This is a genomic window from Mammaliicoccus sp. G-M28 (assembly GCF_022386595.1).
Lineage (GTDB): Bacteria > Bacillota > Bacilli > Staphylococcales > Staphylococcaceae > Mammaliicoccus > Mammaliicoccus fleurettii.
On record NZ_JAJNIF010000006.1, the window covers coordinates 20,822 to 36,898 of the forward strand.

17 protein-coding genes are annotated in these 16,077 nt (G+C 30.4%); 14 read left to right on the forward strand and 3 right to left on the reverse strand.

Going from position 1 to position 16,077, the window contains the following annotated elements; genetic code table 11:
• Window positions 1–11: 11 nt before the first annotated feature.
• The gene (locus LQ609_RS07195) at window positions 12–188 is read right to left on the reverse strand and encodes a hypothetical protein (RefSeq protein WP_170167693.1); all 177 of its coding nucleotides are present in this window, start codon (window positions 186–188) and stop codon (window positions 12–14) included.
• Window positions 189–354: 166 nt separating this feature from the next.
• On the opposite strand from LQ609_RS07195, the gene LQ609_RS07200 reads away from it, so the two are divergent.
• From LQ609_RS07200 to LQ609_RS07255, 12 genes are all read left to right on the forward strand, one after another.
• Window positions 355–1,638 carry an aminotransferase class I/II-fold pyridoxal phosphate-dependent enzyme gene (locus tag LQ609_RS07200; RefSeq protein WP_239734521.1) on the forward strand — a complete coding sequence of 428 codons (1,284 nt, stop codon included), beginning with the start codon at window positions 355–357 and terminating at the stop codon, window positions 1,636–1,638.
• Window positions 1,639–1,970: 332 nt separating this feature from the next.
• A complete protein-coding gene (gene pmtR / locus LQ609_RS07205) occupies window positions 1,971–2,348 on the forward strand; it encodes a PSM export ABC transporter transcriptional regulator PmtR (RefSeq protein ID WP_078358546.1) in 378 nt (125 codons plus the stop codon).
• Window positions 2,332–3,225 (forward strand): phenol-soluble modulin export ABC transporter ATP-binding protein PmtA, encoded by an 894-nt coding sequence (gene pmtA, locus LQ609_RS07210; protein WP_107509888.1) that lies wholly within the window; start codon window positions 2,332–2,334, stop codon window positions 3,223–3,225. The genes pmtR and pmtA overlap by 17 nt, the downstream gene beginning before the upstream one ends.
• Entirely contained in the window at window positions 3,226–3,882 is a 657-nt protein-coding gene (locus LQ609_RS07215) for an ABC-2 transporter permease (protein WP_078358544.1), read from the forward strand.
• The gene (gene pmtB, locus LQ609_RS07220; protein WP_078358543.1) at window positions 3,879–4,544 is read left to right on the forward strand and encodes a phenol-soluble modulin export ABC transporter permease subunit PmtB; all 666 of its coding nucleotides are present in this window, start codon (window positions 3,879–3,881) and stop codon (window positions 4,542–4,544) included. The genes LQ609_RS07215 and pmtB overlap by 4 nt, the downstream gene beginning before the upstream one ends.
• Before the next feature lie 17 nt (window positions 4,545–4,561).
• Window positions 4,562–5,431, forward strand: a complete 870-nt coding sequence (pmtC, locus tag LQ609_RS07225) for a phenol-soluble modulin export ABC transporter ATP-binding protein PmtC (RefSeq protein ID WP_107509886.1) — start codon at window positions 4,562–4,564, stop codon at window positions 5,429–5,431.
• Entirely contained in the window at window positions 5,431–6,159 is a 729-nt protein-coding gene (locus tag LQ609_RS07230) for an ABC transporter permease subunit (RefSeq protein WP_078358541.1), read from the forward strand. The genes pmtC and LQ609_RS07230 overlap by 1 nt, the downstream gene beginning before the upstream one ends.
• A gap of 61 nt (window positions 6,160–6,220) precedes the next feature.
• Window positions 6,221–6,424: a hypothetical protein gene (locus LQ609_RS07235; protein WP_078358540.1), complete on the forward strand. Its 204-nt coding sequence runs from the start codon at window positions 6,221–6,223 to the stop codon at window positions 6,422–6,424.
• Between the two features lie 47 nt (window positions 6,425–6,471).
• A complete protein-coding gene (locus LQ609_RS07240; RefSeq protein ID WP_078358539.1) occupies window positions 6,472–7,662 on the forward strand; it encodes an amidohydrolase in 1,191 nt (396 codons plus the stop codon).
• Between the two features lie 138 nt (window positions 7,663–7,800).
• Window positions 7,801–8,508, forward strand: a complete 708-nt coding sequence (locus LQ609_RS07245; RefSeq protein ID WP_115337250.1) for a GntR family transcriptional regulator — start codon at window positions 7,801–7,803, stop codon at window positions 8,506–8,508.
• A gap of 9 nt (window positions 8,509–8,517) precedes the next feature.
• Window positions 8,518–10,053 (forward strand): gluconokinase, encoded by a 1,536-nt coding sequence (gntK, locus tag LQ609_RS07250; protein WP_208143670.1) that lies wholly within the window; start codon window positions 8,518–8,520, stop codon window positions 10,051–10,053.
• A 12-nt stretch (window positions 10,054–10,065) separates the two neighbouring features.
• Complete coding sequence (locus LQ609_RS07255; protein ID WP_078358536.1) at window positions 10,066–11,424, forward strand: gluconate:H+ symporter; 1,359 nt, start codon at window positions 10,066–10,068, stop codon at window positions 11,422–11,424.
• 1,422 nt (window positions 11,425–12,846) lie between these two features.
• Here LQ609_RS07255 and LQ609_RS07260 read toward each other — a convergent pair.
• Window positions 12,847–13,398, reverse strand: a complete 552-nt coding sequence (locus tag LQ609_RS07260) for a thioredoxin family protein (RefSeq protein ID WP_078358456.1) — start codon at window positions 13,396–13,398, stop codon at window positions 12,847–12,849.
• Window positions 13,399–13,477: 79 nt separating this feature from the next.
• Entirely contained in the window at window positions 13,478–14,515 is a 1,038-nt protein-coding gene (locus tag LQ609_RS07265) for a S66 family peptidase (RefSeq protein WP_078358457.1), read from the reverse strand.
• 154 nt (window positions 14,516–14,669) lie between these two features.
• Here LQ609_RS07265 and LQ609_RS07270 point away from each other — a divergent pair, with 154 nt between their 5' ends.
• Together LQ609_RS07270 and LQ609_RS07275 are read left to right on the forward strand one after the other, a co-directional pair.
• Window positions 14,670–15,215, forward strand: a complete 546-nt coding sequence (locus LQ609_RS07270; protein ID WP_078358458.1) for an HAAS signaling domain-containing protein — start codon at window positions 14,670–14,672, stop codon at window positions 15,213–15,215.
• Window positions 15,215–16,054, forward strand: coding sequence for a DUF4097 family beta strand repeat-containing protein (locus LQ609_RS07275; protein WP_078358459.1), 840 nt, complete (start codon window positions 15,215–15,217; stop codon window positions 16,052–16,054). The genes LQ609_RS07270 and LQ609_RS07275 overlap by 1 nt, the downstream gene beginning before the upstream one ends.
• The last annotated feature ends 23 nt before the right edge of the window (window positions 16,055–16,077 follow it).

A 16,077-nucleotide genomic window follows, 5' to 3' on the forward strand; every position in this document is an offset into this window, starting at 1 on the left:
TGTCCAGCCTGTTATTTCTTTTTATTGCTCTTTTTACGATCACTACTTCTACTAATGAAGGCAGCAACTAAAAATAAAATGGATGCTAATGTAAATTGAATACCAGATTGTCCGCTAATTTCAAAACCTAATCCAATAATTAATGAGACAATCGCTAATCCTAATAGAGCTTTTGTAATTGTAGACATAAAATTGACTCCTTTTCTTAATTTATATTATATCAATTTTTATATTGTAGTCCAAAAGGATAAGTACTTTTAAAAATAAATTATGAAATTTAGTAAACATGCTTTTAATTTTTATAATTCTCGTCTAGTATAGAGGTATCATAACAATGAAAGAGGATGACTTTCTATGAACCCACTAGCTATAGAATTGAACGAACAATTGAAAAAGGAATATCCAGTATTATTAGATATGCTTTCTGATTTAGGTAAATCAATTTATTATCCAAAAGGTATATTATCACAATCTGGTGAAGCAAAAGGCACTAAATATAATGCTACGATTGGTATGGCTACAACTGACGAAGGTATCATGTACGCAGATGCTTTATATAATCAGTTTGGTGATCAAGATCCAAGTGATATTTTCCCTTATTCTCCACCACAGGGTGATGAGAGATTACGTACACTTTGGGAAAAGAAAATTTTAAAAGATAATCCTGATTTAAGTTCTAATGACATTTCTAAGCCAATAGTCACTAATGCATTAACACATGGTTTATCATTAGCTGGTGATTTATTTGTAAATGCTCAAGATACAATTTTGTTACCAGAACATAACTGGGGTAACTATAAACTAGCATTTGGTGTAAGACATAGTGCTAATATTGAAACTTATCAAGCTTTTGAGGAAGATGGAAGCTTTACATTAGAATATTTCAAAAATGTTCTTGAGAATTATAATAAAGAAAAAGTAGTATTAGTATTAAATTTCCCTAATAATCCAACAGGTTATACGCCAGTGGTTAAAGAAGTTGAGGAAATGGTAGCATCAATTAAAAAATTAGCAGATAAAGGCACACAAGTTATTACATTAGTAGATGATGCCTATTATGGCTTGTTCTTTGAGGATGTATATAAACAATCTGTGTTTACAGCTTTAACACAGTTAGACCATGAAAATGTTATGCCAGTCAAAATAGATGGTGCAACAAAAGAGTATTTCGCTTGGGGATTCCGAGTAGGGTTCCTAACTTTTGGTAGCAAGAACGAGAAAGTTAAAGACGTATTAGTAGCAAAATTAAAAGGATTAATTAGAAGTAATTTATCTAGTTGTTCTTTACCTAGCCAAACAGCAATTGTTCATGCAATGGAAGATCCTTCATTCCAATCACAAATTGATCAAAACATTAATATTTTGAAAGAAAGATATGAAGTAACTAAAGAAGTTGCATATCGTGATGCATATAAAGAATTGTGGACACCGTATGCATTTAATTCAGGCTACTTTATGGCTGTTAAAGTAAAAGATGTAGACCCAGAAGAATTAAGATTACATCTCATTAATAACTATAGCATTGGTATTATTGCTTTAAACAAAACAGACATTAGAATTGCATTTAGTTGTATCGAAAAATCAGATATTGAACATGTATTTGAATCAATCGCTAACGCAATTCACGACTTAAAATAATAAATTCAAAGTAGTCCGGATACAAAAGTTCTGGAAAATTAATAAGAGCAAAAATTCAATGTTAACATTGAATTTTTGCTCTTATTTTTTCTGACTTGTGAGAATAAAGGTATTCTGTGACTAAGTGGTATCAGTAAAAGCAGTTCTCAGCAAAATTGCTGATAAGGGGTTTGTTAAAAGCAATTCTAGGCAAAATTGCTGATAAGAGGTGTGTTAAAAGCAATTCTAGGCAAAATTGCTGATAAGTGTGGCCACAAAAGATGGTTAATTGACAACTATGTATATAGTGTATATACTGTTTATACACACTTTGAAATGTCGGGAGGTTTCATATGAAGATTCTTTTACAGAATAGTAGCAATCAACCAATATACGAACAAATTAAAGAACAAATTAAAGCTCATATCCTTCAAGGTAATCTAGAACCTGGTGAATCATTACCTTCTATGAGAGAGTTAGCAAGTGATTTAGGTGTAAGTTTAATCACGACTAAACGTGCTTATGTTGATTTGGAGCAAGAACAATTTGTTACAACCATAAGAGGAAAAGGTACTTTCGTTAAATCACAAGACCCATCCATTATGAAAGAAAAGCAGTTTATTGTTATTGAAGATTTAGCTAAAGAATTAACAAAGCAAGCTAAATTAATAGGGATGGATGTTAAAGAAATAAATGAAATTATTACTTTGATATATGAGGAAGGTGAATAAAGTGGCTAATGCAATAGAAGTTAATCAATTAAATTATAAAGTTGAAAATCTTCAACTAAAAAATATTAGTTTTGAAGTAAAAAAAGGTTATGTTACAGGTTTTATTGGAGCTAATGGATCAGGTAAAACAACTATCATCCGCATAATAATGGGCTTATTAAAAGAACAAAGCGGAGATTTAAAGTTATTAGGTGAGTATTTAACAGCTAACCCAGTTGAAATTAAAAACAAAATTGGTTTTGTATATTCTGAACTTTACATGTATGAGAATTGGAACATAAAAACAATAGAATCTGTTGTAAGCAAATACTATAAAAATTGGGACCACGATATGTTTCAAAAATATATGAACCAATTTCAACTTCCATATAAGCAAAAGATAAAACAATTTTCCACAGGAATGAAGATGAAACTTTCATTAGCAATCGCTTTAAGTCATCATGCTGAGCTTTATATATTAGATGAACCAACAGCAGGACTTGATCCTGTTGTGAGGAATGAAGTACTAGAAATTTTACAAAAAGAATTAATTGATGAAGATAAAACAATTTTCTTTTCAACTCATATAATTTCAGATTTAGAAAAAATAGCCGACTACATTGTGTACTTAAAAGATGGCTCAATCGTTATTAATGAAAGTGTTGATGAACTTATAGAAGGTTATAAAATTATTAAAGGTGATTCTGCTATACTCGATGATGAATTAAGAGAACTGTTAATAAGTATTAAAGAAACTCACACTGGGTTTTCTGGATTAACAAACCAAAGCTCTGTATTTGTAGAGTTATTTGGAAACGACATCGTTGTTGAAACACCATCTATTGAAGATATCATGGTAAGAATTGAAAAGGATAAATTCAATAAGGAAGTGGTTTAAATGAAAGCACTATTTTATCGGAATTTTCAATATGAAAAGGGCTATTACTTATTATATTTATTGTGCTTTATTTTGACTTTCTTTTCTGAATTTACATTTTCAGTTAATGGAAATGGACTGTTTAATTTCGTTCCTATTTATTTTATAGCAGTTGTTTCGGTTCACTGTATTAATAATGCAATATTCTTGAATAAACAAAGTAGTCAAATATTTTATAATAGTTTACCCATTTCCAAAATAGATATCGTAAAAGCACATTATTTATATAATTTATTATTGACGACTATTTCATTTGTTATGGTAACCATTATTGCAATATATAAACAAGACACGATATTTATACAAGCAGCAATATTTATTGTAGCCACAAATTTATTTACATTAAGTATTGTGTATCCTACAATTGCACAAGTTAATCACAATCAGTTTGGAGCTTGGATATTGGTTGGAATGTATGTGGTTTTTACAATGTTTTATTTTGGAATTTATTCAAACCGTTCTTATCCATTTGCTGATGTACTTGGATGGAAAATATACTTGTATTTCCTGCCAACTATATTATTAATTATCGCTATGACAACTTGGATAATACAGTTCAACAAGGCTATCCATAAAGCTAAAAATGACAAAATAAATATTTATGGAGGTATAAAATGAAAGCAATATTATATAGAAACTTAGTTTTATTAAAGCCATATTTATTTATATTGTTAGGCATTACATTGATGTCACCATTGTTGATTGTTATTCCAATACAGAATTTCTTTAAAATTGCTATTTTAGGTGTATTAGTCATAACAATCCATATTGTGTTCTTAGTTTGGTCATATTATCTCTATTTAAGAATTAGTAAAAATCATTCTGAGCTTACATTTTTAAGCTTACCAGTAAAGCAATCAACAGTAATTAATGCTCATTATTTCACAGCAATAATATTGATTCTATTAACACTAGTTACGTTAGCAATATTATCAGCAACAGCTTTATTATTTAAAGGATCTGGAATGGAAGTCACAATTGACTTTACAAGTGTGTTCATGAATATATCTGCTAATTTGTTAACGGTTAGTTTGATATTACCATTGGCTGAATATAAAAGATTGCTGAAAATCCCACTTATATTTTGGATTATTATAGTGGGTGCTATTATCCCAAACATGATTCAATATATAGATAATTTGATTGGCGTGTTCTATATCCATACAGAAGTATTTTCTCAATATGATATGGAAATATATTTAGGCTGTTCAATTATATTATTTGTTATAACTTATATCTTAGCTATTAATAAAGCACGTAAAAATACTATTACAATTTAAAGAAGAGGTGAGTAGTTGTGAAATTAACTCAAATACAGAAACATTACGGAAAACAACATGTCCTAAAAAATATAGATTTTGAATTTGGTGAAAGCCAAATTGTAGGTTTAATCGGAAAAAATGGTGTTGGTAAAACAACATTAATGAAAATTATGAATGAAAATATTGTTAAATATGATGGTACTTTTAGTAAAGAAAGCAATACTAAAGTCGGCTATTTAATAGAAAATCCTAAATTATATTTGAACAAAACTGGCTATTATAACTTAAACTTTTTTAGAAATGTTTTGGGTACACAAGTTGATGATCAATATATCAATCAATTAATAGAATCATTTGGTATAAAACCATATATCAATAAAAAAGTTAAAAAGTATTCTATGGGAATGAAACAGAAGTTATCAATAGCAGTTGCTTTAATGAACAAACCACAATACTTAATTTTAGATGAGCCTACAAATGGAATGGATCCAGATGGTTCTATCGATGTATTGAAGACGTTAGAAAGAGTTAGTAAAGAATTGAATATTAAAATTTTAATTTCTAGTCATAAATTAGAAGATATAGAGCTAATATGTGACAGAACAGTGTTTATGAAAGATGGCGCGATTGTTGAAGATTACAATATGAAAGATCAATCAACGGATGTAACGAAGTTTACTTTTGTACAAGAAGTTTATAATGAAGCACTTAACATACTTACTATGAAGTACAAAGTAGTAGCAAGCAATAAGCAAGAATCAATAATCTCTGTTGAAGCATTACAAGATTATCAAGACGTATTAAAAGAGCTTGGCAATAAAAATATTTATCCGAAATTTATCGAAAATAATAAAACAACGTTGAGAGATCAATACTTTAATATTAATAAAGGAGTTGAAGCATAATGAATATTGGACAACATGTAAAATATGATTTAACAAGAATTTTCAAGAGTCCTTTAGGATATTTAGGATTTTTACTATCAATTATACCTGCAGTAGGTGTTATTATTTCAGTTAAAACTTTAGATGCACCTTTCAATGCACAAGTTGTTTTATCAATGTTCATTATGTTTGGTGGACTTGTTGCACTTATGTTTGCTATTAGAACGATTGTACGTGATATGCAATTCGGTACAATACAGTTATTTTTAAATTCGAAAACTAATCGAATTAAGTATTTATATGCTAAATTACTATCTGTAGTTGGTGTAGTCATTATATTTGCTGTTTTTGGTACACTATTTACATTGTTATCATCGACAATGATAGATGCAGGGAATTTAAGTTTCACTGATTTTCTAAAAATGTTAGGCGTATTAATGTTAATCATTGTTTTCTATGTCACATTATTAAATATATTAAATTTATTAACAGGTAAATCTGCCATTGTTTATACGGCTGCAATACTTTGTATGATTTTATTACCTAATATATTTGAGGCATTCATATTTATACCAAAAATTGGCGAAGATTTAGCAAACATGATGAAATATAATCCTTTAGACTTTTTACCTAAAATATTAAATCAAGGTATGATATCAATGAAGGTATATCAAATTTGGATTTCAATTGCATGTATAGTTATTTTCACAGCAATTAATCACTACATTATAAGAAATAAGAATATATAATGGTTTATCCCTCATTTCTATGTTAAATTTAACTTATTAGATATATGAATGAGGGATATTTTTGGGTAAAAAATTTATAAAACATTATATCATAATAGGTGTATTGTGTATTATCGGGAGTTTCTTTTTCGAAGGAACACCTAAATCATTAATGATTGGTGCAGGTCTAGGATTTTTCCTTACAGCAATTTTAGCTATTTTTGAAAAAGAAGATAAAGTAGATGAGCATCCAGATAAAACTAAAAGTGAAGAAGATAAAAAGTAACTGCTACTTCGTGTAGTAGTTACTTTTTATGAAATTGGGGTGAACATATGTTACGAAGTTTATTATTTAAAAAGTTAGAACAAAAAGAGCAAAGTATGATAAAACATTATAAACACTTGCATCAGTACCCAGAACCATCATTTAACGAAATCATAACATCACAATATATTGAGTCATTCTATAAAGATAAAGATGTTAAAATACATAATCGTATTGGTGGAAATTATGGATTAATAGTAGAAATAGAAGGTAGTAAACCAGGTAGAACGATCGCTTTAAGAGCAGACTTTGATGCTTTGAATATTACTGAAGATACCGGTCTACCATTTTCTTCTAAACATGAAGGTTGGATGCATGCATGTGGTCATGATGCACATACTGCTTATTTAATGGTGCTTGCAGAAAGTTTAATTGAGTTGAAGGATCATTTACCAGGTAAAATAGTTATTGTTCATCAACATGCTGAGGAATTAGCACCCGGTGGAGCAATTGATATGATAAACTCGGGATATTTAAATGATGTTGATGAGATATATGGTATACACTTATTCCCAGATTACACACCAGATGTTATTTCATATAGAAAAGGTCCAACAATGGGAGGACGATCATTATTCCATTTAAAAGTTAAAGGTAAAGGTGGGCATGGTTCCAGTCCTCATTTAGCAAATGATGCTATTATGGCAGCGAGTACTTTTGTTACTAATGTTCAAACGGTAGTTTCAAGAAGATTAAATCCTTTTGATATGGGTGTAGTAACTATAAGTTCATTTAATGGCTTAGGTTCATTAAATGTAATACAAGAAAGTGTGGAACTAGCAGGTGATGTACGGTATATGGAAAGCCGTATTGGCCACCAAATACATGACGAAATAGTACAATTAATTGAGGGATTAGAAGAAACATTTGGTGTATCTTGCGAATTTAAATATGAATTAGATTGTATACCTTTAATCAATCATTATAAACAAACTGATTATTTAGTTGATATTTTAGCAACTAGCCAAGGTGATTATTTTGAATCGTTAAAAGAGCATGAGCAACTTACGAGTTCAGAAGACTTCGCGAGTTATTTAGAAAAAATCCCTGGCACATTTTTCTTTATAGGTTGCAAACCATATGATATTGATGAAGCATTTTATAATCATAGTCCTAAATTTATCGTTAACGAAGATGCTTTATTAACTGCAAGTAAAGCATTAGGAGAAGTTGTTTTAAACAGATTATATATTGAATGAATTTTAATTTAAACACACACTAACAATTTGTTAGTGTGTGTTTTTACTTTAAAAAACTAATCGTAACCGTTTACAAATATGTAGAAAACGTTTACAATAACTTGTATACAAGTATACGGATGATTTTGGAGGGATTTTATGAAGCATCATTATCACTATCCTAGCGATTGGTTAAAACATCGTTCTACTGGAGAACAAGTGGCGAGTGAACTTAGATTAGCTATTATAAGTAAAGAAATTGCAGAAGGTGACAAGCTAAGCGAAAACAAAATTGCTCAACAGTTTGAAGTCAGCCGTTCACCCGTGAGAGATGCACTTAAACTACTTCAACAAGATGGTCTAATTTCTCTTGAAAGAATGGGAGCTGTTGTTATTGGTTTGTCTAATACTAATCAAAAAGAAATTTATGATATTAGGTTAATGTTAGAATCGTTCGTTTTTGAAAGACTACAGTTAGAAAATAATACAGAAGTCATCAAACAATTAAATAAAATCTTGAAAATGATGTCAGTTGCAGTTGAATTTGAAGATGCAGACGAATTTACAAGACTGGATCTACAGTTCCACGAATCTATGATTACAGCAATTAATCATCAATATATTGAAATGATATGGCATAACTTAACCCCTGTTATGGAATGTTTAATTTTAGTTTCGATGAGGCAAAGAATGAAAAATGATTTAGATGACTTTAAGCGAGTTATTCATAATCATAAAGTATATATAGAAGCTATTGAAACTAAGGACAGAAATAAGATGAAAGAAGCATTTCACTTAAACTTTGATGATGTAGATGAACAAATAGATGTTCTATGGAATTCGCAAATAAATATAGATAGAAAGTAGGATTATAAAATGAAATACATGATTGGTATTGATATCGGTACAACGAGCACGAAAGCTGTTATATATGATGAAGAAGGCAATTTTTTAAATAAACATAGTATTGAATACCCTATGTCAACAAAAGAAATTGGTGTTGCTGAGGAAAATCCTGAAGAAATATTCGATGCTGTCATATTCACAGTTAAAAAGGTGATTAGAGATACTGGAGCAGAACCAAAAAATATTAAATTGTTAAGTTTTAGTAGTGCTATGCATAGTTTAATAGCTATGGATAAAGACAACAAACCTTTAACTGAATGTATAACTTGGGCTGATAATAGAGCAAGTAAATATGCAAATATGATAAATGAAAAACATGATGGACTTGAAATATATAAAAGAACGGGAACACCAATTCATCCAATGTCTCCTTTGTCTAAAATATTTTGGTTAAAGCATGAACACGCTGATATTTATGACAAAACTGCAAAATGGATTGATATAAAATCTTATATATTTTATCAGTTATTCGAAGAGTACGTAATGGATCATTCAATAGGTTCTGCAACGGGTATGATGAACCTTAAGTCATTAGCTTGGGATAAAGAAGTAATGTCTTTACTTGGAATTAATGAAAGTCAATTGCCAAATTTAGTTTCCACTACACATATTATGAAGAACGTTAATAAAAAATATGCAGATATAATGGGCATTGATGAAAATACACCTATTGTAATCGGTGCATCTGATGGTGTACTTTCTAATTTAGGCGTGAATAGTTACCGCGAAGGTGAAGTTGCTGTAACAATTGGTACAAGTGGCGCTATAAGAACAATTATAGATAAGCCTAAGACAGACGAAAAGGGAAGAATATTTTGCTATGTATTAACTGAAGATCACTATTGTATTGGTGGACCAGTTAATAATGGTGGTGTTGTACTTAGATGGTTAAGGGATGAATTATTAGCTAGTGAGGTAGAAACAGCTAAGCGATTAGGTGTTGATTCATATGATGTCTTAACTAAAATTGCGAGCAGAGTAAAACCTGGCGCAAACGGATTAATTTTCCACCCTTATTTAGCAGGAGAGCGTGCACCGTTATGGAATGCTAATGCAAGAGGTAGTTATTTCGGTCTGACATTATCACATAAAAAAGAGCATATGATTAGAGCAGCATTAGAAGGCGTACTTCTAAACTTATATACAGTATATCTTGCATTAATCGAAGTTATGGAGAAATCACCAGAACAAATTAAAGCGACAGGTGGATTTGCTAAAAGTGAAGTTTGGAGACAAATGATGGCAGATATCTTTGATACTTCAGTTGAAGTTCCTGAAAGTTATGAAAGTTCTTGCTTAGGCGCTTGTGTTTTAGGATTAAAAGCACTAGGAGAAATTGAAGATTTTGAAGTATTGGACAAAATGGTAGGTAAGACGTATCAACACGAACCAGAACAAGAAAATGTTGATATTTATCAATCACTTATACCAATTTATATAAATTTAAGCCGTAAATTAACTGAAGAGTACGATTTGATTTCAGAATTTCAAGCAACACATTCATAAGGAGATGTTAATATGTTTTCAGATATTGCACCATTATTAATAGTAGCAGTAGCAATTATATTATTATTAGGTTTAATTATGTGGTTAAAACTTAACACTTTTGTATCGTTAATTATAACTGCGATGGTAACAGGCATAATGTTAGGAATGCCATTAAACAAAATTATTGGAACAATTGAAACAGGTATGGGATCTACACTTGGTCACATTGCATTAATATTTGGTTTAGGAGCGATGTTAGGTAAGTTATTAGCAGATGGTGGTGGTGCAACAAGAATTGCACACACACTAATTAATAAATTTGGTCAAAAACGAATTCAATGGGCAGTTGTTACTGCATCATTTATTATCGGTATAGCATTATTCTTTGAAGTAGGATTAGTATTATTAATTCCTATAGTATTTACAATAGCTAAAGAATCTAAAGTTTCTACATTATACTTAGGTATTCCAATGACAGCAGCATTATCAGTAACTCACGGATTTTTACCACCACATCCAGGTCCAGTTATGATTGCTAAGGAATTTGGAGCGGAAATTGGTCAAGTTTTAATATTTGGTATCATTGTAGCAATACCCGTTACAATAATTGCTGGACCAATTTTCACTAAATTTGCTAGAAAGATTATACCAGAAGCATTTACAAAATCGGGCGACCTAGCATCTCTAGGTAAACAAAAATCTTTCAAAATTGAAGAAACACCAGGATTTGCAATTTCAGCATTAACGGCTTTATTACCAGTATTTATAATGCTTGTTTCAACAGTTGTAGATTTAGTAACAGGTTCACCAGAGAATCCAGAAGGCATATTAGGTTTTATTAGTTTTATAGGTGAAGCGGGTACAGCAATGTTAATTTCAGTATTGTTTGCTATTTATTCAATGGGAATTAACAGAGGATATAAAGTTAATCAAGTTATGGATACATTAACTAATGCCATATATCCAATTGGTATGATGTTACTAATCATTGGTGGTGGCGGTGCATTCAAACAAATATTAATCGACGGTGGAGTAGGTAAAACTGTCGAAGAACTATTTACAGGTTCAGCAATGTCACCAATATTACTAGCTTGGATTGTAGCAGCTGTATTAAGAATATCACTAGGTTCAGCGACAGTAGCAGCAATTTCAACAGTAGGTATTGTAATGCCATTATTAGAATCATCAGACGTTAACCTTGCTTTAGTAGTATTAGCAACAGGTGCTGGTAGTGTAATAGCATCACATGTAAATGATGCAGGTTTCTGGATGTTTAAAGAGTATTTCGGATTAACAATGAAAGAAACATTCTTATCATGGACATTATTAGAAACAGTTATATCAGTATCAGGTATCATATTCATACTATTTATTAGTTTATTTGTTTAATAGAAAAACTTGTGACATAAATGTCATAGAAATTTTATAAGAGCAGAAATTCAATTTTAATAATGAATTTCTGCTCTTATTTTTTATAAAAATCATTTTGGCAACTCTTAGAACTACCATCAGATTGCCCGCAAAGTCCAAGACTTTGTTGGTATTTTTTATGCGCATGCTTTCCTCTTTTGTGAATACAGACATCCTTACTTACACTTCAACTGACTTGTGTTAACATAGGCATCCTTACTTACACTTCTCTCCACTTATGTGAATACAGATATCCATATTTAAATTTCTCTCTACTTGTGTAAATATAGACATCTTTACTTACACTTCACTCGACTTGTGTGAATACAGACATCCTTAGTTACACTTCTCTCAACTTATGTGAATATAGACATCCTTACTTACACTTCACTCGACTTGTGTGAATATAGAGATCCATACTTACACTTCACTCGACTTGTGTGAATACAGACATCCTTAGTTACACTTCTCTCAACTTGTGTGAATACAGATATCCTTGCTTACACTTCAACTGACTTGTGTTAACATAGGCATCCTTACTTACACTTTTCTCTACTTGTGTAAATATAGTCACTTAAGATTAATTGCCTTTAACATAAATGACCTATTATTTTAATGAGAATCATTTAGCTAACTCTTAGAGACACCATTTTTCTATATAAATATGGATATTGAGAGCGATTTTGTAAGTGCTGACGCCTGAGGGAATAGTATGCGTGAGAGACTACAGGCTCGAGCCATACCCCTAGGCAGGCATGCACGAACAAAATCGTAAGATTGTTATAAAAATAGTTATAGGTAATGATTTTATAAAAAACAAACATATAATTGTGTATTTAAAAAGTCAATATTAACAATGGTTTTAACAGTTAGGCATGCCTAACTGTTAAAAAATCTTTCAATAAATACACTTAAGAAATGAAATATTTGAGTTAAGAATGAATGCACAAAAAGTCATACTGTACTGATATACTTTAATCATAGATAACACAACACGAAGCACAATACATTCAATTCCTCAAAACTTATTTCGTATATGTTTTTCATAATTGCAAATGACTTTGTGTAGAACGTGTTTAGATAGTTATCTGTAATTGTAACGTTGAAATGGATCATAAAATGATTCAAGTTATTTATACGAGGTTTCCCGGCTTTGTATAAATACATGTTTCCTTAATTAATAACCCTTCCCCGAAAAGCGCTCGTTAATTCCCGGACGAGCGCTTTTCACTTGCAGATTTTTATATGTGAACTTAAATAACATAGATTTTTAGATTAAAGAAAATTAGTGTAAAATGAATTTATCGAGCCATGGGGATGGTGAGAAATCCTACTATGAGTAATAGGGGACTTATACATAATTAAGAGGCTGAGACAATATTTGTCTCAGCCTCTTATCATTTATGAAATTGAACTTACGATTGATTCGTATACGTCATCCCAAAATTGTGTATTATTTTGATAAGTTTCATGAATTTTATGATGAACATCTTTTTCTTTTTCAGCGTATGTTGGGTCATCTTTGCTTGGTAAGTCTTTACGTAATTCTTCTACTTGTTTTTGTACACTTATAGCTCTTGGTCCCCATACATGTTCTTGCTCATGATGTTCATTTAAAAATACGAAAATAGGTATTGATCTTGCTGTACCGTTTGTTAAATATTGATCAATTAGGTTTGTATCTTCATCACGGTGAAATGCTTTTACTTCAATATTCGTATAATCAGCAATGTTCAATAATACTGGTATGTTCATCATGGCATCTCCACACCAATCTTCAGTAATGACAAGTACTTTATAATTTTTATCTTTAATTTTATCTAAACGGTCATCATTTTTAGGTAATTTAAAAGATTGATAAATATCGAGCAATTGTTCTTTATTTGTAGTCATTTCGTTTACGTATTCTTTAATTGGTTGTGCTTGTTCAAAATATGTAACTAACTTAGTCATTTTGTTAATCCCCCTTCAATATATTAAATATTATAACAATTCTGAAATAAATCGCAAAGAACTAATCTCGAAAAAATATTTATTTAACAGCGTTATCTAATATTTTGAAAGTTTTATTTTCAACATCCAACTCTGCTTGTGCCCCATAAGGTATGACACATTTAGGTTCGTTATGTCCAAAACTAGCATTATAAAAGACAGGCATATCTTCTTGATCCCATTCTTTCAACATTTTAACCCAAACTTCTTTGTATTCTTCGTAATATGCATCATCTTGTGGACGTCCAATAATCACGCCATTTATTTTATCAAAGATTCCCATTGAACCAAAAGCACGTACGTAATCTTCCATTAACCAAGGAGGTGCTTGAACTTCTGCTGTTTCAATGAATAAAATTGCGCCATCAAAAACTTCTTTATTTGGAAAAACATCTGTTGCTTTTAATGAATGGAAAAGTTCCATACATCCACCAATTAAATGTCCTGTAGCTTTTCCTTTACCATTTAAAATTTCATATCCTTGACTGTCAAATGATGGTCTATTAATGTCTTTATTTTTCTCTTCCCATGATAAACCATATTTTCTGAATTGTGGTGAGGCGGGTACATTTCCAATTGGACCATTTTGGAACCATGTTTGGTTAATTGAATCAACTGTATAATCATCCATAGCAACATTTTCAGCAAAGTCTGTTAAAAGTGCTGGACCATAAAAACTTGATACACCTGCTTGATAGAACATAAAATGTATTGCAGTTGTATCTGAATAGCCGCTTAATATTTTTGGATTATTTTTAATGATATTTAAGTCGATATATGGCCATAAACGAACAGAATCATCTCCACCTAAAGTACAAATAATTGCTTTTACTTCAGGATCTTCAAGTGCTTGGTGTAAGTCTTCTACACGTTTTTTTGGATTGTTATATGTAAAGTCTGCTCCTTTAAGTGCATGTGGCATAACTTTCACTTTTAAACCGAATACTTCTTTCAATCGTTGAATACCAACTTCTGTTCTCCAAATTACTTCTTCTTCACCGGCGTAACCTGAGGATGGTGAAACGATTGCGACAGTGTCCCCTTTAGAAAGTTTGTTGGGTTTGATTAATTCTTTCATTCTTAATGCCCCCTTATTTATATATTTAAGTTAGTATATCACAGTGGTATCACTTGAAATCAAATATTTCAAATGATAGTATAATGTTGTTTGTAAAAGAATGGTAATATAATAAAGATGTAAGGTTAATATCACAATAAAAGGGGCAAAACCAATGGATAAAATAACCTTCCTTAATTACCTTGAGGATGAATTGTCTCGTTTGCCTAAAGTTGAGCGAGATAAAATAATGTATGAATATGAAACAAAATTTTTTGAAGCAAAAAATGAAAATGAATTAATGAATGAATTAGGTGAGCCTAAGGAAATTGCAAAGAAAGTTTATGCAACGAGCGCCATTCATGATGCTGAAATAGCACCAAACTTTAAAAATGTTTTTCAAGCAATTATGGCAACATTAGGCTTAAGCTTTTTTAATATATTTTTTATTATTATACCGTTTCTAATTATTGCGTTTATACTTTTAATTGTTGTAGTGGTTGGCGCATTGATGATGTTAGGACCTATAGTAAGTGTTATAAATATTATATTGTATGGATTTTATTGGATTGATATTACAAACATAATTTTTTCTATATCATTTTTAGGATTAGGGTTAATGTTGCTCATTACTGGATTAAAATTAATAGAACTGAGTTACAAAGGCATCTTAAAATATTTAAAATGGTGTGTAAAAGTCATTAGGGGGCATGCTGAATAATGAAAAAGTTATTTTTGATAGGATTAGGCATCTTCTTAATTTTTGGCTTAATAGGTACAATTCTTTGGTTTACGGTTAATAATAAATTTGAGAAGAATGAAACTTATGAAAAAGTTTTTGAGGATGATCAAGTTGAACAAGTCATCGTGAATGGACAAAATACAAATGTTGAAGTGAAAAAGGGTAAGACTTTAGGGATAAAGTATAACGGCAAACAACATGTAAATGCGAACATAGAAAACAATTTACTACATTTCACAGAACAAGATAGTAAGTATCAATTCAATGCCAATTTTATACCTTTTAGAAAAACGACAAATCATTTAGTAATCACTTTACCAGAGAAACAATATCAATCATTTAATATAACAACAAATACGGGAGATATATTAATTAAAGATGTCAGTAGTAACAACAGCAATATGATTACTGATACAGGGGATATTTCTTATAATAATGTGAATTTAAAATACGCTAAAGCAATGTCTAGTTTAGGAAGTGTTCAAGTTAAAAATTCAGCACTATCAGAATTTAATGGTGAAATTGAAACAGGAAATATAACAATAGCGAAAAGTAGCCTCATTAATAGTGAATTGATTACTTCGTTGGGTAACATAGATATTAGCCAACTTAAAAATGAATGCGATATTAAATCATCTACAGAAGATGGAGACATCACTTTATCTTACGAAGAACCTCCTAAAAATACTTTATTACAATTACAAGCTGAATCAGGCAGTACACATATAAAAAATAAAGCATTTAAAGGAGAAAAAGTAGGTAACGGTAAACACGTAATTGAAAGTTATACGGATAATGGCGATATTATAATTAAGTAATACAAAAAGGCACGATAAGCTAG